Raw genomic sequence first — 26,192 nt, 5'->3', positions numbered from 1 at the left:
GACCCTTTTCGTCTGGTCAGTCTACGGACCACTGGCTGAGACGCCCGTCAGCGAGCGGGCCGCAGGAGGGCGACGCATTCGACGTGGTGCGTCATCGGGAACGCGTCGAACGCCCTGAGCTGCGCCAACTCGTAGCCGTGCTGGGCGAAGGCGGCGATGTCGCGGGCCAGGGCGGCCGGGTCGCACGCGACGTAGACCACACGGGCCGGCCGGCTGCGGGCGATGGCGGTGACGACGACCTTGCCCGCGCCCTTGCGGGGCGGGTCGAGGACGACGACGTCCGGGGGCGCGTCGGTGAACTCCGGCGACTCCAGGACGGCCTCGGTGCGGCCCGGGTACCAGCTGACCTGTGGTTTGTCGGACAGGTTGAGCCTGCCGTCCTCGACCGCGCGGACCGAGGACTCCACGACGCACACCGAGCCGGTCTCGCCGACCTGCTCGGCGAGCACGGCGGCGAACAGGCCGACGCCGCCGTAGAGGTCCCAGGCGCGTTCGCCGGGCTGGCAGTCCGCCCAGTCTGCGACGACCTGCGCGAACGTGTCGGCGGCGGCGGGGTGGACCTGCCAGAAGCCGTCGGCGCGCAGGTTCCAGGCGCGGCCCGCGGCGAGTTCGGTGGCGGTGCCGCTGCCCTCGCGGAGCCGGGACGGGCCGGGCACGGGGCGGCCTCGGCGCACGACCGGCGGGCCGATCTCGGTCAGGTGCACCTTGCCGCCCGCGTCGCGGGTGACGACCAGCTCGGACTTCGGCGGCCACGTGCGGTCGACGACGCCGTCGAGGGCTCCGGGAGCGGCGATGACGCAGTGGTCGACGGCCACGACGTCGTGGCTGCGGTGCTTGCGGAACCCGGCTCGGCCGTCGGGGCCCACGGCCATCCGCATCCGGGTGCGCCAGTCCTCGGGGCCGCCGGGCAGGTCCTCGACGATGACCTCCCAGTCGAGCCGGGCCAGCCGGTGCAGCTGCTCGCTGACCACGGCGGCCTTCAGCTCGCGCTGGTACTGCCACGACGCGTGCTGCCAGTCGCACCCGCCGCACAGGCCGGGCCCGCTGAACGGGCACGGGGGTTCGACGCGGTCGGCCGAGGGTTCCAGCACCTCGACGGCGTCGCCGCGGCAGAACGAGCCGCCGGTGTCCTCGGTGACGCGCACCACCACCCGTTCGCCGGGCAGGGCGTGCCGGACGAACACGACGCGCCCCTCGTGCCGGGCGACGCAGTGGCCGCCGTGGGCGACCGCGCCGACCTCGACCTCGATGAGGCGCTGCTTCCAGGTCGCCGTCACTTGCCCTTCCGATCTTCTCGTGCGCGCTTGTCCAGACCGCGCCGGATGGCTCCCGGCGCGACCACGTCGTCGTTGTCGGTCACCTTCGAGGAGGAGGCGAGCTGCCACGGCACGCTCGTCACCATCACGCCCGGTTGGAACAGCAACCTGCTCTTGAGCCGCAGGGCGCTCTGGTTGTGCAGGAACTGCTCCCACCAGTGGCCGACCACGTACTCGGGGATGAACACGGTGACCACGTCGCGCGGGTTGGTGGTGCGCACGCGCTTCACGTAGTCGAGGACTGGTCTGGTGATCTCCCGGTAGGGCGATTCGATCACCTTGAGCGGCACCTTGAAGTTCTCCTTCTCCCATTCCCGCACGAGACGTCGGGTGTCCGCGTCGTCCACGTTCACCGTCACGGCCTCAAGGATGTCCGGCCGGGTCGCCTTGGCGTACGCCAGGGCCCTCAGGGTGGGCATGTGGAGCTTGGAGACCAGCACCATGGCGTGGTTGCGGGCGGGCAGGAGCTTCTGCCGCTCCTGCTGGCGCAGCTCTTCGGCGACCCGGTCGTAGTGCCGGCGGATCGCGGTCATCAGGGCGTAGATGGCGCCCATGGCGGCGATGGCGATCCACGCGCCCTTGGTGAACTTGGTGATCAGCACGACGACCAGCACCGAGGCGGTCATGGCCAGGCCGAAGGTGTTGATCAGCTGGGAGCGGCGCATGCGGCGGCGCGCCTCGGTGTCGGTCTCGGAGGCGAGCATCCGGTTCCAGTGCCGGATCATGCCCGCCTGGCTGAGGGTGAACGACACGAACACGCCCACGATGTAGAGCTGGAGGAGCTTGGTGACCTCGGCGTCGAACGCGATGACCAGGATGATCGCGCCGCCCGCGAGGAACACGATGCCGTTGCTGAACGCGAGCCGGTCGCCGCGGGTGTGCAGCTGACGGGGCAGGTAGCGGTCCTGGGCGAGGATCGAACCGAGGACGGGGAAGCCGTTGAACGCGGTGTTGGCGGCGAGCACGAGGATGAGGGCGGTGACGACGGTGATGAAGAAGAAGCCGGGCGGGAAGCCGTCGAACACGGCGCCCGCGATCTGGGCGACCATCGTCTTCTGCTCGTAGCCGGGGGGCGCGTTGACCAGCTGGTGGGCCGGGTCCTCGGCCATCTTCACCCTGGTGAGCTGGGCCAGCACGATCAGGCCGATCAGCATCACGACGGCGATGAGGCCCATCATCAGCAGCGTGGTCGCCGCGTTGCGCGACTTCGGCTTGCGGAACGCGGGCACGCCGTTGCTGATGGCCTCCACGCCGGTCAGGGCGGCGCAGCCGGAGGAGAACGCCCGGAGCACGAGGAACAGGAACGCGAGGCCGACGAGGTGGTCGTCCTCGGCGCGCAGTTCCAGGCCGGCGCTCTCGGCGCGCATCTCGTCGCCCAGGACGAGGCCGCGGTACAGGCCGTAGCCGATCATGAGGACGACGCCGACCATGAACGCGTAGGTCGGGATGGCGAAGGCGCTGCCCGACTCGCGGATGCCGCGCAGGTTGACGGCGGTGAGCAGGATGATCGCGGCGACCGCGAACTCGGCCTTGTGGGTGGCGACGAACGGGATAGCCGACCCGATGTTGGCCGCGGCCGAGGAGATGGAGACCGCGACGGTGAGGATGTAGTCGACCAGCAGGGCACTGGCGACGGTGAGACCGGCCCGGCGGCCCAGGTTGACGGTGGCGACCTCGTAGTCGCCTCCGCCGGAGGGGTAGGCGTGCACGTTCTGCCGGTAGCTCGCGACGACCGTGAGCATCACGACCACGACGACCACGCCGACCCAGGGGGCCAGGGCGTAGGCCGAGAGTCCGGCCACGGACAGCACCAGGAAGATCTCTTCGGGTGCGTACGCGACACTGGACATCGCGTCCGAGGCGAAGACCGGCAAGGCGATGCGCTTGGGCAGCAGGGTGTGGGCCAACCGGTCGCTGCGGAACGGCCTGCCGACCACGAGGCGCTTGGCCGCGGTTGCGAGCTTGGACACGGGTCGAAAGCGTAAGGGGTCAGGTCCCCTGGTCGGAGTAATCGTGGGTAGGTTCTCCGTAGGCGTCGTTCAGGAGGCATTCGTGCACGTGGTGATCATGGGGTGCGGCCGGGTGGGATCGTCCCTGGCCAAGGCCCTGGAGCGCCTGGACCACCAGGTCGCGGTGATCGACAAGGACGCCCAGTCCTTCCGCAGGCTCGGGTCCGACTTCCACGGGCAGCAGGTCGTCGGCAACGGCTTCGACCAGCGCGTTCTCATCGAGGCGGGCATCGAGCGGGCGGGTGCGTTCGCGGCGGTGTCCAGCGGCGACAACTCGAACATCATCTCGGCGCGGGTGGCGCGCGAGACGTTCGGCGTGGAGGCGGTGGTCGCCCGCATCTACGACGAGAAGCGCGCCGCCGTGTACGAGCGGCTGGGCATCCCGACCGTGGCGACCGTGCCGTGGTCGACCGACCGGTTCCTGCGGATGCTGCTGCCCGAGGGCAGCGCGACGGCGTGGCGCGACCCGTCGGGGTCGGTGGCCGTGCTGCCGCTGGAGCTGCACGAGGACTGGGTGGGCCGCACCGTCCGCGACCTCCAGGAGGTCACCGGCTGCCGGGTCGCGTTCATCATGCGGTTCGGGACGGGTGTGCTGCCCGACTCGAAGACCGTGCTCCAGGCCGACGACCAGGTGTACGTGGCTGCCCTGTCCGGCACCGTGACCGATGTGGCCGCCGCCGCGGCTCACGCACCCGAGGAGAGCTGAGTGCGCATCGCTATCGCTGGGGCCGGCGCGGTGGGCCGGTCCATCGCGGCCGAGTTGGTGGCCGACGGGCACCAGGTGATGCTGATCGAGCGCGACCGCACCCAGTTCGAGCCGCACACCGTGGAGCAGGCCGAGTGGGTGCAGGCGGACGCGTGCGAGCTGTCCTCGCTGGAGGACGCGGGCATGCAGCTGTGCGACGTGGTGATCGCCGCCACCGGTGACGACAAGGTCAACCTGGTGGTGTCGCTGCTGGCGAAGACGGAGTTCGCGGTGCGGCGCGTCGTGGCCCGGGTGAACGACCCGGCCAACGAGTGGCTGTTCACCGAGTCGTGGGGCGTGGACGTGGCCGTGTCGACGCCGCGCATCCTGTCCGCGCTGGTCGAGGAGGCCGTGACGGTCGGCGACGTGGTGCGGCTGATGACGCTGCGCCAGGGTCAGGCGAACCTGGTGGAGATCACCCTGCCCGGGGACACGCCGCTGGCCGGTTCGCCGGTGAACTCGCTGGCCCTGCCCCGGGACGCGGCGCTGGTCACGATCCTGCGCGGCGGGCGGGTGATCGTGCCGACACCGGACGACACCCTGGAGGGCGGCGACGAGCTGCTGTTCGTGGCGGCGGCGGACGTGGAGCGCGAGATCCGGTCGTCGTTGGGGTACTGACCCCCGGTCGGGGAACGGCGGCGGGGTTGTCCACAGGGCGGCTCAACGCGCTCGGAATCGTCGGTGCCGGCTGGAAGGATAAAAGCAGGGGTCCCCTTGGCGGGGACCCCTGCGAAGCGTTGCCGGCGCGGTGGCGCGGCTACCGCTCGTCGGCCCTGGCGGGTTCGGGGCGCTGGTCGGTCGAGGCGTCGAGCACCTGGTCGTAGATGTTCGGCCCGGCCTGGGCGCGGTTCGGCTCGGCCTGGGCGCCGGCGGCACGGGGTCCGGTGACCTGGTTGCCGGTGACCTGGTTGCCGGTGGCCTGGTTGCCGGCGGTGTTGTTGCCGGCGGTGTTGTTGCCGGCGGTGTTGTTGCCGGCGGCCTGGGCGCGCAGGCGTTCCTCCGCCTCCCGGTTCTCCTCCTCCTCGGTGGCGAGGGCCGCCTTGAGGCGCTTGTCGGAGCGGCGCACCGCCCAGACGGTCGCGACCAGGGCCACCGCCATCAGCGGGTAGCCCATGGCGAGCCTGGCGACGGCCAGCCAGCCGACCGACGCCTCGTCGTACAGCCACCGCTGCACCACGAACCTGGCGCAGAACACGAGGGCCCACACGAGCGTCGCGATGTCGTAGTCGCGCACGCTGGCCTTGTCCTGCCGCCACGCGGTGCCCTGGCCGTTGAGGAACGACCACACCACGCCCGCGAGGGGCCAGCGGACCAGGATCGACAGGATGAACGCGCCGCCGTAGACGAGGCTCTGCCAGATGCCGAACAGGAAGAAGCCCTTGGCGTCGCCCGTGCGGTAGGCGATGAACGCGGCGATGCCGACGCCGAAGACCGCCGACACGGCCGGTTGCACCGAGCCCTTGCGCAGGGCGAGCGCGATGCCGATCAGCACGGCCGCGCCCAGCGCGGACCAGATCGCCGGCATGAGCCCTGCCAGGGCGTTGACCAGCACGAACACCACGACGGGCAGGGAGGACAGGGCGAGGCCGGTGACGCCGCCCATCTGCTCCAGCATCGTGGGCTGCTTCTCGGTCTCGTTCGCCGGGGTCATGAAGCGTTCTGCAGCTCGTAGTAGGGGTTGTAGAGCACCTTGCGTCCGTCCCGGACCGCGATGCGGCCCCTGGCCTTGATGGTGCGACCCGGCTCGATGCCGGCGATGCGGCGACGGCCCAGCCACACGAGCGTCACGCCCTCGGTGCCGTCGTACAGCTCCGCCTCCAGCGTGGCGGCGGCGTCGCGGGGGCACAACTCGACGCTGCGCAGCCGCCCCAGCACCGTCACCTCCTCACCGGATTTGCAGTCGCACGCCCGTACGGCCCCGATGGCCACGGCTTTTCGCGACAGGTCGTCGGCGTCCAACTCGCTGACGTCGGTGGTCAGCCGACGCACGAGGCGGCGCCAGTAGCCGCCCCCAGTACCAGTCATCCCCGACTCCTGGGAGTGCGTGGGGCCTCGTCGACGAAGCCCGTCCACAAACCAGCGTAACCGGGTACACCCGACCGGGTATCCGACTGGGGGAGGATGTGACGCCATGGGTTCGTCACTCGCCGTTCTCCTGCCCGGCACCGCCTCCGACGAGGTGTTCGTCGCCTCGGTGTTCGCCCGCCCCCTGGCCGAGGCCGGGTTCTCGCTGGTGGCACCCCCGTCGAGGGGGGTCGCGGAGCACGTCGGGGCGCTGGACGCGGCGTGGTCCGGTACGCCGTTGGTGGTCGGCGGGGTCTCGCTGGGCGCGCACGTGGCGGCGGCGTGGGCGGTGCGGCACCCCGAGCGGTGCGCGGGGGTGCTGGTGGCGCTGCCCGCGTGGAACGGGCCCGCCGGGGACGCCCCGGCGGCGCTGGCGGCCTCGGCGAGCGCGGCGGCCGTCGAGGCGGTGGGCCTGGACGGGGCGCTGACCGGCGTGGACGGGTGGTTGGGCGACGAGCTGCGGCGGGCGTGGCCGCGGTACGGGCGGCGGTTGCCCGGCGTGCTGCGGGAGGCCGCCGGGTCGGCCGCGCCGACGGTGGCCGAGCTGGGGCGGCTGGACGTACCGGTGGGGATCGCCGCGTGCACCGACGACCCCGTTCACCCGGTCGAGATCGCTCGTACGTGGGTGGGTGCGCTGCCTCGGGGCGTTCTGCGCACGACGACGTTGGCCGAGCTCGGCGCGGACCGGGAGGTCCTGGGCCGCGCCGCGCTCGACGCGCTCCGCGCGGCGGCGGAACGCTGACCTGCTCACGGGGCCGGTCAGCTAGCGACCGACCGGGTGGTGGCCGACCAGGTGCGGCCGACCGGGTCAGCCGGGCTGCTGCTGTTGCTGGATGTGGCGGGCGATGGCCTCGGGCAGCTCGATCGGCAGCGGCGTGCGCACCGGCATCGGCTGCGCGCCCCGCACCACGACCGTGTCGCGGACCAGCTCGTAGAGGGCCTCGGCGGCCCGCACGGCCTGCTCCTCGGTCGGCGCGGCCGCGATGCCCCGCAGCATCCAGCGCGGCCCGTCCACGCCCACGACGCGCAGGTGCACCTCGTTGTTGCGGGCGGAGATCTCCTCGCCCCACTCGCCGTTCTCGCGCAGGATGCGGAAGCCGTCCGACTTGAACTGGCCGATCATCTCGCCGCTGACCTCCGGCCACAGCCGGTCGGTCTTCGGCGCGGCGAACGCGCTGACGGTGAGCTGGCCGACGGTGGTCAGGAGGTGCACGGCGCGCACCGCGCCCGCCGGGTCCATCTCCACCTGGAGCTGGGCGCCCTCGGGCACCGGGAGCCGGATCGAGCCGAGGTCGAGGCGGTTGAGCCCGTCGTTGGGGGCCTGCGACTCGTCGAACGGGCCGTCGCCACCCTCCTCCAGGCCGTCGAGCTCGGCCTCGGTGTGCGCCGTCCCCCGGTTCGCGGAGTGCCTACCGCGCTTGCGGCGCCGTCCGAACATCGCCTTCACCCCTCCGTCCGGGCGAGCACGTCGTGCCCGCCAGTAGAGCCGTAGCCGCCGGCACCGCGTTCGGACCCGGGCAGCTCGTCGACCTCGCGGAACACGGCGTGCTCCACCTTCTGCACCACCAGCTGGGCGATCCGGTCGCCGCGCGTGAGCTTCACCGGCTCCCGCGGGTCGTGGTTGACCAGGCAGACCTTGATCTCCCCCCGGTAGCCCGCGTCGATCGTGCCCGGCGTGTTGATCACGCTCAAGCCGACGCGGGCGGCGAGGCCGCTGCGCGGGTGCACGAACCCCGCGTAGCCCTCGGGCAGCGCGATCGCCACGCCCGTGCCGACCACCGCGCGCTCCCCCGGTTCGATCACCACGTCGGTGGTCGTCACCAGGTCAGCGCCGGCATCACCCGGTCGGGCGTAGGCCGGCGGCGGCACGGCGGGATCGAGACGGGACAGCAGGACCTCGACGCTGGGCACGGCGCGCGAGACTACCCTGGTGGTGTGAGCGAGAGTGCTGTGACCGCCCCGACCGCGTTCCGCGAGCGGTTGTCCGTGCCCTGGTGGGGTTGGCCGTTGCCGCTGGCCGCGGCCGTGCTGCTGGCCGCCGAGATCCACATGGGCTTCCCCGGCGTGCGGTCGTGGCTGCCCTACGCGGTCCTCGTGCCGCTGACGGTGCTGCTGCTGGCCCGCATGGGGTCGACGAAGGTCGAGGTGTCCCGCGGCGAGCTGCGCGTGGGCCAGGCGCACGTGCCGCTGGAGCTGCTGGGCGACGTCGAGGTGTTCGACTCGAAGGCCAAGCGCAAGGCGATGGGCCCCGACCTCGACCCGATGGCGTACGTCGCGCACCGCGGGTGGGTGGGTCCGGTGGTGAAGGTGGAGCTGCGCGACCCGCAGGACCCGACGCCGTACTGGCTGTTCAGCGTGCGGTCGGCGGAGGAGCTGGCGGCGGTGCTGCGCGGGCGGTGACCTGCACCGCAACAGCGACTGGGCGCCACCCCGGCGGAGGGGTGAGCGCCCAGAACTGTTCGTAGCTACCTGTGGGTGGTGCCTCTGTGTGGAGCCTGTGGGTCCGGTGTCGTTCCCCGACGAATGGTCCTCGGGCGGCTGCTCAGGCGCAGTCGCGGCAGATGTACTGGCCGTTCACCTCTTCGGCCAGCCTGCTGCGGTGGTGCACCAGGAAGCACTTCGAGCACGTGAACTCGTCCGCCTGCTTGGGCAGGACCTTGAACGTGAGCTCCTCGCCGGACAGGTCGGCACCCGGCAGCTCGAAGTTCTCGGCGGTCGCGTCCTCGTCGATGTCGACGACCCCGGACTGCGTTTCGTTGCGCCGCGCCTTGAGCTCCTCGAGGGAGTCCTCAGCGAGTTCGTCCGCCTCGCTGCGACGCGGCGCGTCGTAGTCGGTCGCCATCTTCTTTCACACCCCTGCGGTCAACGGAGACTGTTCGTGTCGCTGGTTAACGCACCAGCGCCCCTTTTTGTGCCCCCGTCGTCAGTGACGGAGGTCTCGCTCGCGCTGCCGGGCGCCAACCCCCTGCAAGTCGACGCTTCCCGGTGTCCGGCGGTGCGCGGAGCGCCGAGAGGGTAGCTCATGGATCAGGGGGTCGCGCAGCGGGTTCCCCCTAATTGAGCAGACGGGTGACACGACCTTCGCACGCTGGCCCGATAGGCTCTGGGCGGGCCCGCCCGCCCGTCGAGCCCGGCTCGGAACACCCCTCCGGGGCGTTGACCGTCCGCGACCGGGTGATAACGGGCCGCGACAAGCCTGCCCGGAACGCGCCACCGCGGGCCGCGGCATAGCCTGATCACCATCAACACTGCGCCATGGGGAGGTCGGCGGACGTGGGACCCGGTAGGGGAGGAAGCGGGTCGTCGCGGTACCGGAAGAGGCGGCCGTGGCCGGCCCTCGTCCTGTTCGTGGTGCTCGCCGTGACAGCGGTGGTCGTCTGGAACCGGGTGCTCGCCGACGCGGGCGACGTGGACGCGGCCATCCAGTGCAACGCGCCCGGCCCGGTGCCGGCGTCGAGCGCCGCGGCGCAGGACCCGGGCGCGGCACCCGGCGGGCCGGCGGCTCGGGGCACCGTGCTCGGGCACGACGCCCTGGACCGCACCGACCCGGTGCCGGTGGGCGAGGTGCAGTTCCGCGCGTTCAACGCGAGCACGCAGCGCAACCAGGCCCGGTTCGTGGCGACGTCGCTGGTGGACCTGGGCTTGAAGCAGGCGGCGGAGCCGGGCAACGACCCGCTGTACCCGGCGCAGGACATGACGTGCCGCGGTCAGATCCGGTTCGGCGCGCCGGGCGCGGGGGCGGCGCGGACGCTGAGCCTCATCGAGCCGTGCATGGAGCTGGTGCGCGACGAGCGCCAGGACGCGACGGTCGACGTGGCGGTCGGCAAGAAGTTCAGCGAGGTGAAGCCGAACAGCGCCGCCCGCAAGGTCCTGGACCAGCTGGCGGCGTGGGCCGAGCAGCAGCCGCAGCAGCAGGGCGGCCAGGCGGCGCAGGACTCGGCGGCGCCGGAGCTGAACGCCGACAACCTGCGGGGCGCGCGCGACGTGCACTGCTGATCTTCCGGAGTTGTCCACAGCCCGGTCGCGCGAGCGGCCGGGCTGTGGCGTTTTCGGGTTGAATGGATATCAGGGGGACCCCCTGGCCGGGGGACCTCTGACGCACTGATCTTGGGCGCAGGGATCTCGGGCGCAGGGATCTCGGGCGCAGGGATCTCGGACGCGCTGAGCTGAAGCGCAGAACCCGGGCGTGCCGGCCTCGGGTGCTACCGACCTCGAATACGGGGACTTGTGGCGCGGCGGCCTCGGGTGCGGAGAACCTGGGCGTGGCGGTCTCGAACGCGGGAGACCCGGAACACGGCGGCCTCGCCCCCGGGGACCTTCCGGACGGGTGGCACTGCCCCGGGCCGCCGGGCCAGGACGGACCGAGGCGGACCGAAGCGGGCAGGGCGGGAGAGCGGCTCGGACCAGCGCGGCTCAGACCTTGGCGAAGTCGGCGTCCACCAGGGCCTCGTACAGCGCGTCCGCGATGCCCGGCGCCGCCGCGAACGTCGCGTCCGCCCCCAGCTCCGGCGCCTCGCCCGGCACCTTCACGACCGCGCCGGCCTCGCGGGCCAGCAGGGCGCCCGCCGCCCAGTCCCAGCGGCCCAGGGCGTGTTCGGCGTAGGCGTCCAGGCGGCCCGCGGCGACGGCGCACAGGTCCAGGGAGGCGGCTCCGGCCCGGCGGATGTCCCGCACCTTCGTGGCGAGCCTGGCCCAGGTCTCCGCCTGCCGCTGCCGCCGGTCCGCCCGGTAGGCGAAGCCGTAGCCCAGGAGTGAGACGTCCAACCGGGTGACGTCGTTGACCCGGAGTTGCCGGCCGTCGAGCTGGGCGCCTTCTCCCCTGGCCGCGGTCCAGAGGCGTCCGCTCGCCGGTTCGAACACCGCGCCGGCGACGGACTCGCCGTCGACCTGCGCGGCGACCGAGACCGCGTAGTGGGGGATCCCGTAGAGGTAGTTGACAGTGCCGTCGATGGGGTCCACTACCCACGTCAGACCGTCGACGGCGGCCTGACCACCTTCTTCCTCGCCGATCACGGGCTCGCCGGGGCGGAGTTCCGCGAGGCGTCCGCGCACGAGCCGCTCGGCCGCGCGGTCCGCCGCGGTGACCACGTCGGTGATCGTGGACTTGGTGTCGACGTCGGCGACGGCGGCCTCGCGCGTCGTCAGGGCGAGCGAGCCCGCCTCACGTGCCACGAGCGCGGCGACATCGACCAATGAGCGCGGATCGAAACGCAACTGTTCCTCCTGCGTCACTCTCACGGGACTATCGGAGAACTGCAGGCTAGTGTCTGCGGCCACGGTTACTGAATCGAGTAGGAAGGGACCACGGGGATGGGCATGACCCGCGGGTTCGGCGTGGACATCGGCGGTTCGGGCATCAAGGGCGGCCTCGTGGACCTGGAGGCGGGTGCGCTGGACGGGGAACGCCTGCGCGTGACCACGCCGCAGCCGTCGACGCCGGACGCGGTCGCCGACGTGGTCGCCGAGATCGTCGAGAAGTTCGGCTGGGACGGGCCGGTGGGCGTCACGCTGCCCTGCGTGGTCAAGCACGGCGTCGCGCACACCGCCGCGAACGTCGACAAGAAGTGGATCGGCACGGACGCGGCGCAGCTGTTCGCCGAGCGCCTCGGCCGCCCGAAGGAGCAGGTCGTCGTCATGAACGACGCGGACGCCGCGGGCATCGCCGAGATGCGCTTCGGTTCCGGTCTCGACCGGGACGGCCTCGTGGTGCTGCTGACGTTCGGCACCGGTATCGGCAGCGCGCTGTTCCTGGACGGCAAGCTCGTCCCGAACACCGAGTTCGGTCACCTGGAGGTCGACGGCCACGACGCGGAGAAGCGCGCGGCGGCGTCGGTCAAGGAGGACAAGGACCTGAGCTGGGCCGAGTGGGCGCCGCGGGTCTCGCGCTACGTCAACGTCCTGGAGAACCTGATCTGGCCGGACCTGGTGATCGCGGGCGGCGGGGTCAGCAAGAAGGCGGAGAAGTGGCTGCCGCTGCTGGAGGTCCGCACCGAGGTGGTGGCGGCGGCGCTGAAGAACGACGCGGGCATCGTCGGGGCGGCCCTGGCCGCCGCGCACGGCCTGGTCCACTGATTTCGCGGTCGTTCTAGCTGCGAGAACGCGTGCCGGACCACTTCGGGGGACGCCGGGGCGCACCGGCACGCGATTCTCGTCGTTACAATGGAACGGTGCCCCGCTGACGAACGATCCGGCGGGGGTCCCCCGTACTCCGGCGACCGAGGTTCGCGCCCTTCGGTTTGCCTTGATCGACAGTCGCGAAAGGGCGTACGTGGCAGCCGCGAAGACGACCCAGGCAGCTAAGGCTGACGCCGAGGACACGCCCAAGGCCACCTCGGCGAGGAAGGCCCCGGCGAAGAAGCCGGTGGCGAAGACCGCCGCGGCGGGCAAGACGGCCACGCGGGCACCGCGCAAGACGGCCGCCAAGGCCGCCGCCGCCCCGGGCAAGGTGAAGAAGGCCACCGAGGGCGACGAGCCCGAGGACCTCGAAGGCGGTCCCGACGGCGAGGACCTCGTCGACGACGTCGAGCTGATCGACGAGCCGGTCGAGGAGGAGCCCGCCGAGGAGGAGGCCAAGCCCGGCGAGGGTGACTTCGTCTGGGACGAGGAGGAGTCGGAGGCGCTGCGGCAGGCCCGCAAGGACGCGGAGCTGACCGCCTCGGCCGACTCGGTCCGCGCCTACCTGAAGCAGATCGGCAAGGTCGCCCTGCTCAACGCGGAGGAGGAGGTCGAGCTCGCCAAGCGCATCGAGGCCGGCCTCTACGCCGCGGAGCGGGTGCGCCGCGCCGAGGACGAGCAGGAGAAGCTGACCCCGCAGCTGCGCCGCGACCTGCGGTGGATCGTGCGGGACGGCGAGCGCGCCAAGAACCACCTGCTGGAGGCCAACCTCCGCCTGGTGGTGTCGCTGGCCAAGCGCTACACCGGTCGCGGCATGGCGTTCCTGGACCTGATCCAGGAGGGCAACCTGGGCCTGATCCGCGCGGTGGAGAAGTTCGACTACACCAAGGGCTACAAGTTCTCCACGTACGCCACGTGGTGGATCCGCCAGGCGATCACGCGCGCCATGGCCGACCAGGCCCGCACCATCCGCATCCCGGTGCACATGGTCGAGGTCATCAACAAGCTCGGTCGCATCCAGCGCGAGCTGCTCCAGGACCTGGGCCGCGAGCCCACGCCGGAGGAGCTGGCCAAGGAGATGGACATCACCCCGGAGAAGGTGCTGGAGATCCAGCAGTACGCCCGGGAGCCCATCTCGCTGGACCAGACGATCGGTGACGAGGGCGACAGCCAGCTCGGTGACTTCATCGAGGACTCCGAGGCCGTGGTGGCGGTGGACGCGGTGTCGTTCACGCTGCTCCAGGACCAGCTCCAGTCGGTGCTGGCGACGCTGTCCGAGCGCGAGGCGGGTGTGGTGCGGCTGCGGTTCGGCCTCACCGACGGCCAGCCGCGGACGCTGGACGAGATCGGTCAGGTCTACGGCGTGACGCGCGAGCGCATCCGGCAGATCGAGTCGAAGACGATGTCGAAGCTGCGCCACCCGTCGCGGTCGCAGGTCCTGCGGGACTACCTCGACTAGGCGGTCCCACCGACGGTGCCCCGGCCTGTTCCAGGTCGGGGCACCGTCGCGTTCGGACCCGGTCGGGCTTCCGCCGGCGCCCGTCGACCCCCGGTTGCGGGTCCGTGAACCGGACGTGGAGCGTCCGGATCGTGGAACGCGGGGGCGTGTTCGCTCTGGGCTGACCAAAGTGTTACCGATCACACGGACCGTCGGTGACCGCCCACCGTTCGGAGCAGCGAACGTGCGTCCAACGACGTATCCGCAGGTCATGAAACCGTTGCCGGCACAACGGAACGTGAGCGAAAACCAATCGAACCGGTGGTCCTGCGAGGTTCGAACTACCCGTGCGGCGGGTAAATCGGAAGTGACGCGGGTCGCCACGGCCCCGGGAACACTGACTTACTCCCGTGCGTCTGCAAGAGTGGAAGCAGCGAACACGGCACATCAGCCAGATGCGAAGTGGTCGCAGCTAGGTGTGAGGGCACCGATCCCCGGTGCCGGGACGGAGGGAGATTTCCATGACTACCACGCTCACCCGCCCCGCGTTGACCGCTGCCGACCGCTGCGACCGCTGCGGGGCTGCTGCCCAGGTTCGCGCCGTGCTCCCCTCCGGGGGCGAGCTGCTGTTCTGCGGGCACCACGCCCGCGAGCACAGCACGAAGCTGCGTGAGCTCGCTGCCGAGTTGCAGCAGGGCTGAACAGCACGGGCCCCCTCGGGGCCCGTAGCACCCTGGCCGTCCGGGGCGGGGACCCTCCACGGGGTTCCCGCCCCCCTGCACGTCCAGGGGCTTTTCCACGGGCCGTCCGGGTACCCGCTCGGGGAGGACGGGCTCAGACCTCGCCCAGCACGGGCTCGAAGGCCAGTTCGGCGGCACCCACGAGCTTGGCGTCCCGGCCGAGCGGCGAGGACACGATGCGGGTGCCCCCGACCGCGCGGGACACCAGGGACCGCTGCTGCACGGTGCGGCGCAGCTGGTCGACGAGCGACTCGGGCAGGGCGGTGAACAGGTCGCCCAGCACCACCAGTTCGGGGCCGAGCATGTTGACGACGGTCACCAGGCCCATGGCGAGCCACTCGGTGAACTCGCCCAGCCGGTGGGCGACGGTGTCCGGCGAGCCCGCCAGGGACCTCAGCTCGGCCACCACGGCGCCGCGCGGGGCGTCCTCGGGCAGGGCCAGCGCCCGGCACAGCGCGGCCTCCCCCACCTCGGTCTCCCAGCAGCCCTGGCAGCCGCAGTAGCAGCGCCTGCCGCCGGGCCGCACGACCATGTGGCCGAGCTCGCCGACGTAGCCGCCGGTGCCGCGCAGCGGTTGGCCGCTGGAGATGACGCCGCCGCCGATGCCGACGTCGGCGGAGATGTAGACCACGTCGGAGGAGTCGCGGGCGGCCCCGCGGACGTGTTCGGCCAGCGCGCCCAGCTCGGCGTCGTTGCCGACCTGGACGGGCACCTTGAGCACCGAGGAGAGGCGCTGGCCGAGGGCCACGTCGGTCCAGTGCAGGTTGGGCGCCTCGTGGACGAGGCCGTCGTGGCGGCGCACGACGCCGGGCACGGAGACGCCGACGCCGACCGCCCGGACGTCCAGCTCGTCGGCGAGCAGCTTCGCCGAGTCGGCGACGTGCGTGATGACCTCGCCGGGGTCGCGGGAGCGGTGGTGCAGGTTCCACGAGTCCCGGCCGAGGATGTCGCCGCCGAGGCCCACCATGGCCATCGCCACCTGCTCGACGCGGATGTCGATGGCCATGACGACGGCGGCCTGCGGCTGCGGGAGGACCAGCAGGGACGGGCGGCCCGCGCCGGAGCGCTGCGCGGGCACCCGTTCGGCGACGACGCCCGACTCGGCCAGGCCGTCCACCAGGGCCTTGATGGTGCTGCGGTTGAGCCCGAGCTCAGCCGCGAGCGACGCCCTGGTGGACGGTCCGTCCACGTGCAGCCGGCGCAGCAGCGCCGTGCGGTTGTGCCTGCGGACCTCGTCCGGTCGTGCTCCCGCGGTCGGTGTGCTCACGTCAGCGGGCGGCGGTGGCCGCCCGGCGACGGGACAGCGCGTCGACGCTCGCCGCCAGCAGCAGCACGAGGCCGGTCACGATGAACACCACGGCGGCGGGCTGCCGGAGCAGGCCCATGCCGTTCTGGATGATCGCCAGGACCGCGCCGCCGATGACGGCGTCGCGCAGCCGGCCCTTGCCGCCGAACAGCGACGTGCCGCCGATGACGGCCGCGCCGACCGCCAGGAGCAGCGTGTTGCCGCCACCGGCGTTCGGGTCGACCGAGCCGACCTTGGAGGAGTAGACGATCGCGCCGACCGCGGCCAGGGAGGAGGCGATGACGAACACGCTCATCCGGATCTGGGCGACGTTGATGCCCGCGCGGCGGGCGGCTTCCTTGTTGCCGCCGACGGCGTAGACGTGGCGGCCGTAGCGGGTGCGCTCCAGCACGAACGTGCCGATGACCAGCAGGAGCAGCACGATCGGCACCACGTACGGGACGCCGGCGATGACGACGCGGGGGCTCACGGACCGGTTGAGGGTGAGCGCGTAGGTGGCGGCGGCGGCGAGGACCACGACCGCGCCGACCTTGACCAGCACCATCGGGGTGGGCTGGGCGACCAGGCCCTTGCGCAGCCGGCTGAAGTGGCGGCCGAGGACGATCGCGGCGTAGCCGCCGACGGCGACGACGAACAGCACCCAGGAGCCGAGGGTGTCGAGGTTGCCGTTGGCGACGTTGAACAGCACGTCGTTGCGCAGGCCGAGCGTGCCGCCCTCGCCGATGAACTGGAGGACCACGCCGCCCCAGGCGAGGAACAGCGCCAGGGTCACCACGAACGACGGGATGCCGACCTTCGCGACGAGGAAGCCGGTGATGGAGCCGATGGCGGTGCCGACGCAGATGGCGAGCAGGATCTCGACCCACGGGTTGGCGGGGACGCCGACCAGCGAGATGACGAGCGCGACGGCGGCCAGCGCGGCGCCGGGCCAGATCTTCATGATCGAGGCCAGCACGACGGCGAGCGCGAGGAAGGCGCAGAACACGTAGAAGACCGTGTCGCCCATGCCGCCGAGGAGGTTGCCGCCGTTGACCAGGTGCAGCGCCATGACCGAGGCGGTCACGCCGGACGCGGTGCCCGCGGACAGGTCGATCTCGCCCAGGAGCAGCACGAAGACCAGGCCCATGGCGATGATGACGATGCTCGCGCCCTGGGCGAGGAGGTTCGCGATGTTGCCCAGGGTCAGGAAGGTGTCGGCCATGGAGCTGAAGGCGATCAGCAGGACGACCAGGCCCAGCAGTGCGGGCAGGGAGCCCAGCTCGCCGCCCTTGACGCGGGCGAAGTAGTCGCGGACGGCCTCGCCGGTCGACTGGGAGGTCGTGTCGATGCCGAAGTCGGAGATCGCGCCCTGGTCCTTGGGTGACGTCTCGCTCGTGGTGTTGGTCATGCTCGTTCCTCGTTCTGCGGCTGGTGAGCCCGGTGCGCCGGCATCAGATGGTGGCGGATTCGGGGCGGGCGATGCCCAGGTCCCCGGAGCGGCCGGCGGTGATCAGCTCGACCACCTGGCCGTGCGTGACGTCCTTGGTGTTGACCTCGGCGGCCATGCGGCCCAGGTAGAGGCACGCGATGCGGTCGGCGACCTCGAAGACGTCGTTCATGTTGTGGCTGATCAGCACGACGCCGAGGCCCTGTTCGGCGAGGCGGCGCACCAGGTCGAGGACCTGGCGGGTCTGCGCGACGCCGAGGGCGGCGGTGGGCTCGTCGAGCAGCACGACCTTGCTGTTCCACAGCACGGCCTTGGCGATGGCGACGGTCTGCCGCTGGCCGCCGGACAGCGACGACACCTGGGTGCGGACCGACTTGACGGTGCGCACGGACAGCGACGTCAGCGTCTTGCGGGCGGCCTGCTCCATGTCGGCCTCGTCGAGCATGCCCGCCCGGCCGCGCTCGCGGCCGAGGAACATGTTCTGCACGATGTCGAGGTTGTCGCACAGCGCGAGGTCCTGGTAGACGACCTCGATGCCCAGGTCGGCGGCCTCGCGCGGGCCGTGGATGTGCACCTCTTGGCCGTTGAACAGCACCTGGCCCGAGTCGATCGGGTGGATGCCCGCGATGCTCTTGACCAACGTCGACTTGCCGGCGCCGTTGTCGCCGACGAGCGCGGTGACCTGTCCCGGGTGCACGGCGAAGTCGATGTCGTGCAGGACGTGCACGGGTCCGAAGCTCTTGTTGACGCCGCGCAGCTCGAGGATCGGCTCGCTCACTGGTTTCCTCCGTTTGTGCCCACACGCGTGGGTGCGCCGGAACGGGGTGCGCTTGCGCTGGCACCCCGCCCCGGCGCGAGCCTTGACTACTTGATGCCGAGCTCGGTGCAGGCGGCGGCCAGGTCGCCGCCGCAGATCTCGCCGGCCTTGACGAAGCCCGCGTCCACGACGGTCTTCACCTTGTCCTTGGTGATGAGCTGCGCCTCGAGCAGGACCGACTTGACGGTGCGGTTGGCCTTGTCGTCCTTGACCGAACCGGTGGCCAGCTTGTCGGCGGCGGCGGTGTCGCCCTTGGCGAGGGCGCCGGCGAGCTTCGCGGCGGCCTTGGCCTCCTCGGCGATCGGCTTGAAGACGGTCATGAACTGGTCGCCGCGCATGACGGCCTGGAGGCCCTCGGGGGTGGCGTCCTGGCCGGTGACCGGCACCTTGCCGTTCAGGCCGTACTTCTTCAGCACGGTGATGATCGCGCCGGCGAGGCCGTCGTTGGCGGCCACGACGCCGTCGACCTTCTGGCCGTTGCCGGTGAGGATCTGCTCGAAGGTCACGCCGCCCTGCTGGTTGTCCCACTCGGGGATGGGCTGCGACTGCACGAGCTTGAGGTCACCCGAGTCGTACTTGGGCTTCAGCACCTTCTGCTGGCCGTTGTAGAACAGGGTGGCGTTGTTGTCGGTCGGGGCGCCCTCGATCTCGATGACCTCGGCGGGCTTCTTGCCCGGCGCCAGCGCCGCGAGGCCCTCGACGAGGCCCTGGCCCTGGAGCTCGCCGACCTTCTCGTTGTCGAACGAGACGTAGTAGTCGGAGGAGCCGCCCAGGTTGAGGCGGTCGTAGTCGATGACCGCGATGCCCTGCGACTGCGCCTTCTGCGCGACCGAGGCGCCGACCTCGCTGTTGGGCGTGGCGATGATCAGGACCTTGACGCCGGCGTTGATCATGCCGTCGGCGAGGGTCGAGAACTTCTGCACGTCGCCCTGGGCGTTCTGGATGTCGGCGTCGAGGCCCTCGGCCTTGAGCGCCGCCTCCAGGAGGGGCTTGTCGAAGCCCTCCCAGCGGGCGGAGGACTTGGTCTCCGGGAGGATGACGCCGACCTTCTCGCCACCGCCCGAAGCGCTGTCCGTGTTGGTGCCCGAGGTGTCAGTGCCACCGGTGGACGTGTTGGCGCCACATGCCGTCATGGCCAAGGCAAGGCCCGTGCTTGCGGCGATGAGAGCGAGGCTCTTGCTGCGCATCCGCCATCCTTTCACGCAGGTGCGTAAATGTTGTGGCGCACAACGTATGCCCCCGGGTGCGGTGACCGGAAGCACACTTGACCGATAAAGAGGGCACGATGCGCTAACGGGCAGGTAACCGAACGGACATCTGACTACGTCGAATGTCGTAGTCCGTTACCTGGGGTCACATTCACCGCAACACGAGTTTGTTGCGACGGACAACCGGGTGACCGCCCGACGATCTTCACCCTGCGCGACGGAGTGACCCGGGTCACTGTAGCCGGGCGTGAAGTGGGGGTGAAGGCGGGGCCGCGCGAACGGGCGGGCGCGCGCCTACCAGGAGCGCAGGGTGGCGATGCGCTCTTCGAGCTGCTCGATGCTGGCCATCGCCGTGGGCGGGCCGCCGCAGTACTCGCGCAGCTGGTTGTGGATCTTGCCGTGCGGCTTGCGGGTGCGGTGGTGGTGCATCGCGACCAGCGTGTTCAGCTCCTTGCGCAGCTGCGCGAGGCGCTCCTGCACGCTCGCCGGGCGCGCTGCGGGCGCCGGCGCGGCCGGGGCCGCCGTCGCGGTGCGCTTGCTCGCCTCGACCAGCTGCTTCTCCTGGCGCTGCCGCAGCAGGGCGCGCACCTGGTCGGGCTCCAGCAGGCCCGGCAGCCCCAGGTACTCCTGCTCCTCGTCGCTGCCCGCGAACGCCGCCGTGCCGAACGACGAACCGTCGTAGATCACCTGGTCCAGCTCGGCGGAGGCGCCCAGCGACGTGAACGCCCGCTCCTCCTCGCCCGGCTCGTCCCGCACCTGGTTGGCGGCCGACATCAGCTCGTCGTCCCAGCCGTCCTTCTCCCGGTGCGGCTTGCCCAGGACGTGGTCGCGCTGCGCCTCCAGCTCGCTGGCCAGGCCGAGCAGCACCGGGACGCTGGGCAGGAACACGCTGGCCGTCTCGCCCCTGGCGCGGGCGCGCACGAACCGGCCGACGGCCTGCGCGAAGAACAGCGGGGTCGAGGCGCTGGTGGCGTAGACGCCCACCGCCAGGCGCGGCACGTCGACGCCCTCCGACACCATGCGCACCGCGATCAGCCAGCGCTCCTGCGAGGCGGCGAACTCGGCGATGCGGCCCGACGCCTTCGGGTCGTCGGAGAGCACGAGGGTCGCGTCGTGGCCGGTGGTGCGCTTGAGCACCTCGGCGTACGCCTTGGCGACGGTCTGGTCGGTGGCGATCACCAGACCGCCCGCGTCGGGCATCCCGCCGTTGCGCAGCTGGGTGAGCCGCACGTCGGCCGCCTTGAGCACCGACGGCATCCACTCGCCGCTGGGGTCCAGCGCCACCCGCCACGCCCGCGCGGTCTGCTCCTGCGTCAGCGGCTCGCCCAGGCGCGCGGAGAACTCCTCGCCCGCGCTGGTGCGCCACGCCGCCTCGCCCGAGTAGGCCAGGAAGATCACCGGCCGGACCACGCCGTCGCGCAGCGCGTCGGAGTAGCCGTAGGAGTGGTCGGCCCGGCTGCGCATCGCGCCGTCCGGGCCGGGCTCGTAGTTGACGAACGGGATCGGCGAGTCGTCCGACCGGAACGGGGTGCCGGTCAGGCACATCCGCCGCACGGCCGGCGTGAACGCCTCGCGGATCGCGTCACCCCACGACTTGGCGTCGCCGCCGTGGTGGATCTCGTCGAGCAGCACGAGCGTCTTGCGGTTCTCCGTGCGCACCCGGTGCAGCATCGGGTGCGCCGCGACCTGCGCGTAGGTGAGCGCCACGCCGTGGTAGTCGCGGGAGGTGACGGCCATCGTGTTGCGGAAGTTCGAATCGATCGCGATGCCCGCCTCGGCCGCCGCCTTGGCCCACTGGTGCTTGAGGTGCTCGGTGGGCGTGACGATCGTGACGGCCTCGATCGTGCGGTCGGCGAGCAGCTCGGCGGCGACGCGCAGCCCGAACGTGGTCTTGCCCGCGCCGGGGGTCGCGACGGCCAGGAAGTCCTTGGGCTTCGCGGCCAGGTACTTCGTGAGCGCGCGGCGCTGCCAGGCCCGGAGGGGACGGGTCGCGACGACCTGCGGCTGCGACAACCTCGGACCCCTCCTGCGCTGATCAGCGACGGCAAGCATGCGAATGCCCTCGGTGCGGGTGACCGTCGAGGGCACCGACAGCCTACCCGCTGCCCGGGGGCGCCACGTTCTCCGATGCCGCGAAAACGCTCCCGATGCACCATGCTTGACCTCGCGATGGGATCGCCGAGGGACGACAGGGCACGCAGCGCGGGTCGCAAGGGCCCCCTGCGCCTGTTGGCGCGCACGTGGGCCAAGGCGTGGGAGAAGAGCATCTTCTCCGAGTCGGCCGAGGCCGCGTTCTGGCAGACCCTGTCGTTCCCGCCGCTGCTGCTGGGCCTGCTGGGCAGCATGGGCTGGATCGGCGTCTGGCTCGGCCCCGACGTGGTCAGCGCGGTCAAGGACCGGATCATCTCGTTCTGCCGGACGATCTTCAGCCAGGACGTCGTCAACGACGTGATCGCGCCCACCGTCGACCAGATCCTCACCACCGGCAAGGGCGAGATCGTCTCGATCGGCTTCCTGATCTCGCTGTGGGCGGGCTCGTCGGCGATGTCGTCGTTCGTCGACGCGATCACCGCGGCCCACGACCAGTACGGGGTGCGCAACGAGGTGTGGCAGCGGATCTTCGCGCTGCTGCTCTACATGGCGAGCCTCGTGCTGCTGATCGTCGGCCTGCCGGTGCTCGCGCTGGGCCCGGAGATCCTGATCCAGCTCTTCCCCGACGCGTGGGAGCCGACGCTCGGCGGGTGGCTGGGCGCGACCTACTACCCGGGCATCGGCGTGCTGCTCGTGCTGGCGCTGGCCACGCTCTACAAGCTGGCGCTGCCCAACAAGCTGCCGTGGCACCGGCTGCTGCCGGGCGCGGTGCTGGCGATGGCGGTGTTCCTGCTGTCGTCGATCGGGCTGCGGCTCTACATCAAGTGGATCACCACGACGGGCTACACCTACGGCGCGCTGGCCACGCCGATCGCGTTCCTGCTGTTCGCGTACTTCATCGGGCTGGCGATCAACCTGGGCGCGTACTTCAACAGCGCGTTGCAGGAGCTGTGGCCGGCGAGGATGACGCGGCGGCAGCGGCGGCGCTGGCAGCGGCTGGAGATCGAGCGGGCCGCCGAGCGCATCCGCAACGACGAGGGCAGGCGCGCCTGGCAGGGCGGCCCCGTGCCACCCGACCACCCGCCGGTCCCCGATCCCGCTCCGGGTTCCGCGCCGTCGCCGATGGACACCAACGGGACCGAGCGCCTGCCGGTGGAGCGGAAGGGTGAACCCCCGCCCGTGCGGCGCGGGCGGGAGCCGCGGGAGTGACCGGTCGGGGGTGACGGATCAGAGGTGGCCGAGGACGCGCAGGAGTGCCACGACCGCCGCGGCGACGCCCACCACGACGGCGACCGCGACGAACGCCCCGGTCCGCACCGCGGCGTCGGGCGTGAGGGTCGCGAGGACGAGCGCGTCGACCCGGTCGGACTTCCCGCCCCGTCCGGTCCGCTTGCCCTTCCCGCCTTCCTTGCCCTTGTCGCCCTCCCCGGCGTTCTTGATCTTCCTGGTGCGCTCCCGCACCGCGTCGGCCGCCCGCTTCGCCTTCGCCGGGGCCACGCGGACCGCCGCCGCGGGCCGCTCCTCCGCCGCCAGGTCCATCAGCGCCGCGAAGGGGTTGGTCGGCCGGCCCACCGCCGCCGCGGGCTCTGCCACGGGCCTGGCCCTCGGCCACGGCAGGGCACCGCGGTCCCTGGTGTGCGGGATGGTGAAGGAGGTGCCGGCCGTCCAGTCGGGCGGGGCCGCGCGCCGGTCCTTCGCGAACCAGGTGGTCCAGCGCACGACCACGTCCGCCCAGGGGTACAGGCCGGCGAAGGTCGTGATCGCCTCCCGGCAATCCACGCACGGCCCGTTCTCGGTGTCGAGGTAGACGACCGGGCGCGGGGAGGCGCCGGGGACGTCGTGCAGCCCGTCGAGGACGCGCCTGAGCCTGGCGATGACCTTCGGTTCGGCGCAGTCTCTCCGGTCGTCCGGGCGCTTGGTGAGCTTCCTGCCCTGCGGCGACGGGTACAGGCGCTCGCGGGAGTCGTCCTTGGGGCGGGGGTTCCCGCTGACCACGGCGTCGACCACGACGGTGGGAGCGACGGTGACCGGGCCGTCGGGGGTGGCCTGCCCGGCGTGCACGACGGCCCCGGCGGCCAGGTTGGCGACGCGGCTGTTGGCGAGGTCACCGCCCCGGGTCGTCTCGTAGTCCCGCGCCAGGACTCCGCGGGTCCTGCCGAACGACGCCATCGGCGGCTCCGTGAACCCCTGTTCACCGAGGAAGCGCTGGACCGCGGCGTTGCCGCAGGTCGCCTGGAGGCGCAGCAGGGTGTGCCGCGGTGGGGCGGGCGCCCGCCGGGGCGGCGGAACGGGGTCGCGCGGTCGCTCGGCGTGCACGTGGTCCACGCACCCCACGGTGCCCGTGCCGCCGTGCGCCGCTGAACGTCCGCGAGGACGGCCACGAGGGCGACGACGGGTGCACGCGAAGGCGCCCCCGGCCGTGCGGGCACGGGGGCGCCCGGTCGGCCGGTGGTTACTCGCCGCCGCCCTTGGGGAGGCCGTCGTAGATCTTCTTGCACTCCGGGCACACCGGGGAGCCGGGCTTCGGCGACTTCGTCACCGGGAAGACCTCGCCGCACAGCGCCACGACGTGCGTGCCCATGACCGCGCTCTCCGCGATCTTGGCCTTGCGCACGTAGTGGAACATCTTCGGCGTGTCGTCCCCGGTGTGGTCCGTGCCTTCCGGCCGGGTCTCCACCTCGGGCAGAGTCTGCGTGCTCACGCCACCAGCTTACCTGGGATGATGGCCCCTCGTGAGTACGCCGAGCATCACCGAAGAGGTCCGAACCGCCCTGGCCGAGAACCGGCCGGTGGTCGCGCTGGAGAGCACGATCCTGTCCCACGGGCTGCCGCCCGGCCGCAACCGCGAGGTCGCCGAACGCCTCGAACGCGTGGTCCGCGACGCGGGCGCGGTGCCCGCCACGATCGCCGTGCTGGGCGGGGTGCCGAAGGTCGGGTTGAGCGCCGACGAGCTGGACGTCGTCTGCGACCCGGCCCGTGACCTGGTCAAGCTGTCGCGCCGCGACCTGGGCGCGGCCATGGCGCTGGGCCGCGACGGGGCGACGACGGTGGCGAGCACGGCCGCGCTGGCGCACGCCGCGGGTGTCGGGGTGTTCGCGACCGGCGGCCTGGGCGGGGTGCACCGGGGCGCGCGGGACACCTGGGACGTGTCCGCCGACCTGGACGTGCTGGCCACCACGCCGGTGCTGGTCGTGTGCTCGGGCGTGAAGTCGATCCTGGACGTGGGCGCGACGCTGGAGCTGCTGGAGACCCGCTCGGTGCCGGTGCTGGGCTACCGCACGGACCGGTTCCCCGCGTTCTACCGGCGCGAGTCGGTGTACGGCGTGCCGTGGCGGGTGGAGGACCCGGCGGAGGCGGCGGCCGTGGTCGCCGCGCACCGGACCGTGCCGGGTGACGCGGGCGTGCTGCTCGCCAACCCGGTCCCGCAGGAGTTCGAGATGCCCTCCGAGCTGCACGAACGGCTGTTGGAGGAGGGTCTGCGGCTGCTCGTGGAACGCGGTGTGACGGGCAAGGAGGTCACGCCGGCGCTGCTGGAGCACTTCCACACCGCCAGCGGCGGCGTGAGCCTGGACGCCAACGAGGAGCTGGTGGTGGGCAACGCGGGGCTGGCCGCGCGGGTCGCCGTGGAGCTGGCCGCGCGGGCGGACCGGGCGTGACGCGGGTCGTGGTCGTCGGGGACGCCGGGCTGGACGTGGTGGCCCGGCACTCCGGGCCCATCGTGCACGGCGGCGACAGCCGGGCCAGGGTGACGATCGAACCGGGCGGCGCGGGCGCGAACACGGCGGTGTGGCTGGCCGCGTGCGGCGCGTCGCCCGTGCTGGTCACCCGGGTCGGCGCGGACCCGGCGGGCCGGCAGGTGCACGCCGAGCTGACCGGGGCGGGCGTGCGGTGCGCGTTCGCGGTGGACCCGGAGGCGGCGACGTGCTGCGTCGTGGTCTTGGTGGACGAGACGGGCCAGCGCACGATGCTGCCCGACCGGGGTGCCAACGCCCGGTTCGCGCCGGGCGACGTGGACCCGGGCCTGCTGGAGGGCGCGTCCCACCTGCACCTGTCCGGGTACGTGCTGCTGGACGCGTCGTCGCGGGCCGCCGGGGTGGCGGCGCTGCGGGCGGCGCGGGAGGCGGGCCTGACCACGTCGGTCGACCCGCAGTCGGCGGCCCTCGTCTACGACGGGTTCCTGGACGACCTGCGGGGCGTGGACCTGCTGCTGCCCAACACCGAGGAGCTGGTGGCGCTGACCGGGTCGGCCGACCCGGCGTCGGCGACGGACCTGCTGGGCGTGGTGGGCGCGGTGGCGCTGACGTCCGGCGCGGGCGGCGCGAGCTGGGTGGACGCCGACGGCGTGCGGTCGGTGCCCGCCCTGGACGTGGAGTGCGTGGACTCGACGGGCGCGGGCGACGCGTTCGACGCGGGCCTGCTGGCGGCGTGGTTGACCGGCGCGTCGCGGCACGACGCCCTGGTGGGCGGCGTGACCGCGGCGGCGCGGGCCGTGTCGTCGGTGGGCGCCCAACCGGCCAGGCCGCGGACCTGGCCGGCGGGGGTTCAGCCCTCGATGACCTGATGCGGTCGGGCCTCGATGGCGCGGTGCTCCTTGACGAACTTGTTGGCCTTCTCCGCCTTGCGGGGCGGTCGGTCGTTCGCGATGAGCACGGCCATCCAGGGCAGGGGCACGGAGAGCGCGATCAGCGCCAGTGCCAGCCACCAGGTCTGGTAGAAGACCATGGCCAGCAGCAGGCAGGGGATCCGGGCGCCCATCATGATCGCGTACTTGCGCTTGCGGGCGGCGATCTGGTCCTCGTAGGAGGGGGCCGCCTCGGTGATGAGCACAGGTGTGCTGTCGCGCTCGGGGTTGGTCACGACATCACCTCCAATGCACCCATGGTCCCACCACGCACCGGGGTCGACACAACGGGTGCGG

General features: G+C 72.1%; 26 protein-coding genes and 1 pseudogene. 11 read left to right on the top strand and 16 right to left on the bottom strand.

Annotation, left to right across the window (positions count from 1 at the left end):
• Positions 1–47 precede the first annotated feature (47 nt).
• Complete coding sequence (locus ACRAKJ_RS08235; RefSeq protein ID WP_438923265.1) at positions 48–1,277, bottom strand: TRAM domain-containing protein; 1,230 nt, start codon at positions 1,275–1,277, stop codon at positions 48–50.
• Positions 1,274–3,286 (bottom strand): amino acid permease, encoded by a 2,013-nt coding sequence (locus tag ACRAKJ_RS08230; protein WP_438923264.1) that lies wholly within the window; start codon positions 3,284–3,286, stop codon positions 1,274–1,276. Before ACRAKJ_RS08230 ends, ACRAKJ_RS08235 begins: the two co-directional genes overlap by 4 nt.
• Between ACRAKJ_RS08230 and ACRAKJ_RS08225 the strand changes: the two genes are divergently transcribed.
• Positions 3,195–4,031, top strand: coding sequence for an NAD-binding protein (locus ACRAKJ_RS08225; protein ID WP_438923263.1), 837 nt, complete (start codon positions 3,195–3,197; stop codon positions 4,029–4,031). The two genes, ACRAKJ_RS08230 and ACRAKJ_RS08225, sit on opposite strands and share 92 nt — an antisense overlap.
• Positions 4,032–4,688: an NAD-binding protein gene (locus ACRAKJ_RS08220; protein ID WP_438923262.1), complete on the top strand. Its 657-nt coding sequence runs from the start codon at positions 4,032–4,034 to the stop codon at positions 4,686–4,688.
• Positions 4,689–5,049: 361 nt separating this feature from the next.
• Here ACRAKJ_RS08220 and ACRAKJ_RS08215 read toward each other — a convergent pair.
• Positions 5,050–5,721 (bottom strand): annotated as a pseudogene (locus ACRAKJ_RS08215) (DUF3159 domain-containing protein); the annotation flags it as partial.
• Positions 5,718–6,095, bottom strand: coding sequence for an OB-fold nucleic acid binding domain-containing protein (locus ACRAKJ_RS08210; protein ID WP_438923261.1), 378 nt, complete (start codon positions 6,093–6,095; stop codon positions 5,718–5,720). The gene ACRAKJ_RS08210 and the pseudogene ACRAKJ_RS08215, both read right to left, overlap by 4 nt.
• Before the next feature lie 106 nt (positions 6,096–6,201).
• On the opposite strand from ACRAKJ_RS08210, the gene ACRAKJ_RS08205 reads away from it, so the two are divergent.
• Entirely contained in the window at positions 6,202–6,876 is a 675-nt protein-coding gene (locus ACRAKJ_RS08205) for an alpha/beta fold hydrolase (protein ID WP_438923260.1), read from the top strand.
• Positions 6,877–6,942: 66 nt separating this feature from the next.
• Here the strand turns inward: ACRAKJ_RS08205 and ACRAKJ_RS08200 are convergent, their stop codons facing one another.
• Together ACRAKJ_RS08200 and dut are read right to left on the bottom strand one after the other, a co-directional pair.
• Positions 6,943–7,572 carry a DUF3710 domain-containing protein gene (locus ACRAKJ_RS08200; protein ID WP_438923259.1) on the bottom strand — a complete coding sequence of 210 codons (630 nt, stop codon included), beginning with the start codon at positions 7,570–7,572 and terminating at the stop codon, positions 6,943–6,945.
• Positions 7,573–7,577: 5 nt separating this feature from the next.
• Positions 7,578–8,045: a dUTP diphosphatase gene (gene dut, locus ACRAKJ_RS08195; RefSeq protein WP_438923258.1), complete on the bottom strand. Its 468-nt coding sequence runs from the start codon at positions 8,043–8,045 to the stop codon at positions 7,578–7,580.
• 24 nt (positions 8,046–8,069) lie between these two features.
• Between dut and ACRAKJ_RS08190 the strand changes: the two genes are divergently transcribed.
• Entirely contained in the window at positions 8,070–8,534 is a 465-nt protein-coding gene (locus ACRAKJ_RS08190; protein ID WP_438923257.1) for a DUF3093 domain-containing protein, read from the top strand.
• A 142-nt stretch (positions 8,535–8,676) separates the two neighbouring features.
• Here ACRAKJ_RS08190 and ACRAKJ_RS08185 read toward each other — a convergent pair whose 3' ends face one another.
• The gene (locus ACRAKJ_RS08185) at positions 8,677–8,976 is read right to left on the bottom strand and encodes a DUF4193 domain-containing protein (RefSeq protein ID WP_053717171.1); all 300 of its coding nucleotides are present in this window, start codon (positions 8,974–8,976) and stop codon (positions 8,677–8,679) included.
• Between the two features lie 413 nt (positions 8,977–9,389).
• Between ACRAKJ_RS08185 and cei the strand changes: the two genes are divergently transcribed.
• Positions 9,390–10,130, top strand: a complete 741-nt coding sequence (gene cei / locus ACRAKJ_RS08180; RefSeq protein ID WP_438923256.1) for an envelope integrity protein Cei — start codon at positions 9,390–9,392, stop codon at positions 10,128–10,130.
• Positions 10,131–10,547: 417 nt separating this feature from the next.
• On the opposite strand, the gene ACRAKJ_RS08175 is transcribed toward cei, so the two are convergent.
• Complete coding sequence (locus tag ACRAKJ_RS08175) at positions 10,548–11,348, bottom strand: inositol monophosphatase family protein (protein ID WP_438923255.1); 801 nt, start codon at positions 11,346–11,348, stop codon at positions 10,548–10,550.
• A 96-nt stretch (positions 11,349–11,444) separates the two neighbouring features.
• On the opposite strand from ACRAKJ_RS08175, the gene ppgK reads away from it, so the two are divergent.
• The 3 genes from ppgK to ACRAKJ_RS08160 all read left to right on the top strand — a co-directional run bounded on the left by ppgK (position 11,445) and on the right by ACRAKJ_RS08160 (position 14,387).
• Complete coding sequence (gene ppgK / locus ACRAKJ_RS08170; RefSeq protein WP_438923254.1) at positions 11,445–12,206, top strand: polyphosphate--glucose phosphotransferase; 762 nt, start codon at positions 11,445–11,447, stop codon at positions 12,204–12,206.
• 196 nt (positions 12,207–12,402) lie between these two features.
• A complete protein-coding gene (locus tag ACRAKJ_RS08165; RefSeq protein WP_438923253.1) occupies positions 12,403–13,707 on the top strand; it encodes an RNA polymerase sigma factor in 1,305 nt (434 codons plus the stop codon).
• A 500-nt stretch (positions 13,708–14,207) separates the two neighbouring features.
• The gene (locus tag ACRAKJ_RS08160) at positions 14,208–14,387 is read left to right on the top strand and encodes a DUF7455 domain-containing protein (protein WP_015800348.1); all 180 of its coding nucleotides are present in this window, start codon (positions 14,208–14,210) and stop codon (positions 14,385–14,387) included.
• A gap of 133 nt (positions 14,388–14,520) precedes the next feature.
• Here the strand turns inward: ACRAKJ_RS08160 and ACRAKJ_RS08155 are convergent, their stop codons facing one another.
• From ACRAKJ_RS08155 to ACRAKJ_RS08135, 5 genes are all read right to left on the bottom strand, one after another.
• Positions 14,521–15,693 (bottom strand): ROK family protein, encoded by a 1,173-nt coding sequence (locus tag ACRAKJ_RS08155; protein WP_438923252.1) that lies wholly within the window; start codon positions 15,691–15,693, stop codon positions 14,521–14,523.
• 1 nt (position 15,694) lies between these two features.
• The gene (locus tag ACRAKJ_RS08150; RefSeq protein ID WP_438923251.1) at positions 15,695–17,119 is read right to left on the bottom strand and encodes an ABC transporter permease subunit; all 1,425 of its coding nucleotides are present in this window, start codon (positions 17,117–17,119) and stop codon (positions 15,695–15,697) included.
• 43 nt (positions 17,120–17,162) lie between these two features.
• Complete coding sequence (locus ACRAKJ_RS08145) at positions 17,163–17,936, bottom strand: ATP-binding cassette domain-containing protein (RefSeq protein WP_438923250.1); 774 nt, start codon at positions 17,934–17,936, stop codon at positions 17,163–17,165.
• Between the two features lie 86 nt (positions 17,937–18,022).
• Positions 18,023–19,162, bottom strand: coding sequence for a substrate-binding domain-containing protein (locus tag ACRAKJ_RS08140; protein WP_438923249.1), 1,140 nt, complete (start codon positions 19,160–19,162; stop codon positions 18,023–18,025).
• Positions 19,163–19,477: 315 nt separating this feature from the next.
• Positions 19,478–21,196, bottom strand: a complete 1,719-nt coding sequence (locus ACRAKJ_RS08135; protein ID WP_438923248.1) for a DEAD/DEAH box helicase family protein — start codon at positions 21,194–21,196, stop codon at positions 19,478–19,480.
• A gap of 156 nt (positions 21,197–21,352) precedes the next feature.
• Here ACRAKJ_RS08135 and ACRAKJ_RS08130 point away from each other — a divergent pair, with 156 nt between their 5' ends.
• Positions 21,353–22,483 carry a YhjD/YihY/BrkB family envelope integrity protein gene (locus ACRAKJ_RS08130; RefSeq protein ID WP_438923247.1) on the top strand — a complete coding sequence of 377 codons (1,131 nt, stop codon included), beginning with the start codon at positions 21,353–21,355 and terminating at the stop codon, positions 22,481–22,483.
• Between the two features lie 18 nt (positions 22,484–22,501).
• On the opposite strand, the gene ACRAKJ_RS08125 is transcribed toward ACRAKJ_RS08130, so the two are convergent.
• Complete coding sequence (locus ACRAKJ_RS08125) at positions 22,502–23,599, bottom strand: hypothetical protein (RefSeq protein ID WP_438923246.1); 1,098 nt, start codon at positions 23,597–23,599, stop codon at positions 22,502–22,504.
• Between the two features lie 127 nt (positions 23,600–23,726).
• Positions 23,727–23,975 (bottom strand): DUF3039 domain-containing protein, encoded by a 249-nt coding sequence (locus ACRAKJ_RS08120; RefSeq protein ID WP_141978007.1) that lies wholly within the window; start codon positions 23,973–23,975, stop codon positions 23,727–23,729.
• Positions 23,976–24,006: 31 nt separating this feature from the next.
• Between ACRAKJ_RS08120 and ACRAKJ_RS08115 the strand changes: the two genes are divergently transcribed.
• On the top strand, positions 24,007–24,930 hold the full coding sequence (locus tag ACRAKJ_RS08115; RefSeq protein WP_438923245.1) for a pseudouridine-5'-phosphate glycosidase: 924 nt from the start codon (positions 24,007–24,009) through the stop codon (positions 24,928–24,930).
• On the top strand, positions 24,927–25,835 hold the full coding sequence (locus ACRAKJ_RS08110; RefSeq protein ID WP_438923244.1) for a PfkB family carbohydrate kinase: 909 nt from the start codon (positions 24,927–24,929) through the stop codon (positions 25,833–25,835). The genes ACRAKJ_RS08115 and ACRAKJ_RS08110 overlap by 4 nt, the downstream gene beginning before the upstream one ends.
• On the opposite strand, the gene ACRAKJ_RS08105 is transcribed toward ACRAKJ_RS08110, so the two are convergent.
• The gene (locus ACRAKJ_RS08105) at positions 25,817–26,131 is read right to left on the bottom strand and encodes a DUF3099 domain-containing protein (protein ID WP_438923243.1); all 315 of its coding nucleotides are present in this window, start codon (positions 26,129–26,131) and stop codon (positions 25,817–25,819) included. The two genes, ACRAKJ_RS08110 and ACRAKJ_RS08105, sit on opposite strands and share 19 nt — an antisense overlap.
• Between the last annotated feature and the right edge of the window lie 61 nt (positions 26,132–26,192).

The organism is Saccharothrix sp. DSM 118769, assembly GCF_052936295.1.
Note: the sequence above shows the minus strand (reverse complement) of the source record. Positions and strands in the feature narration are given on the sequence as shown.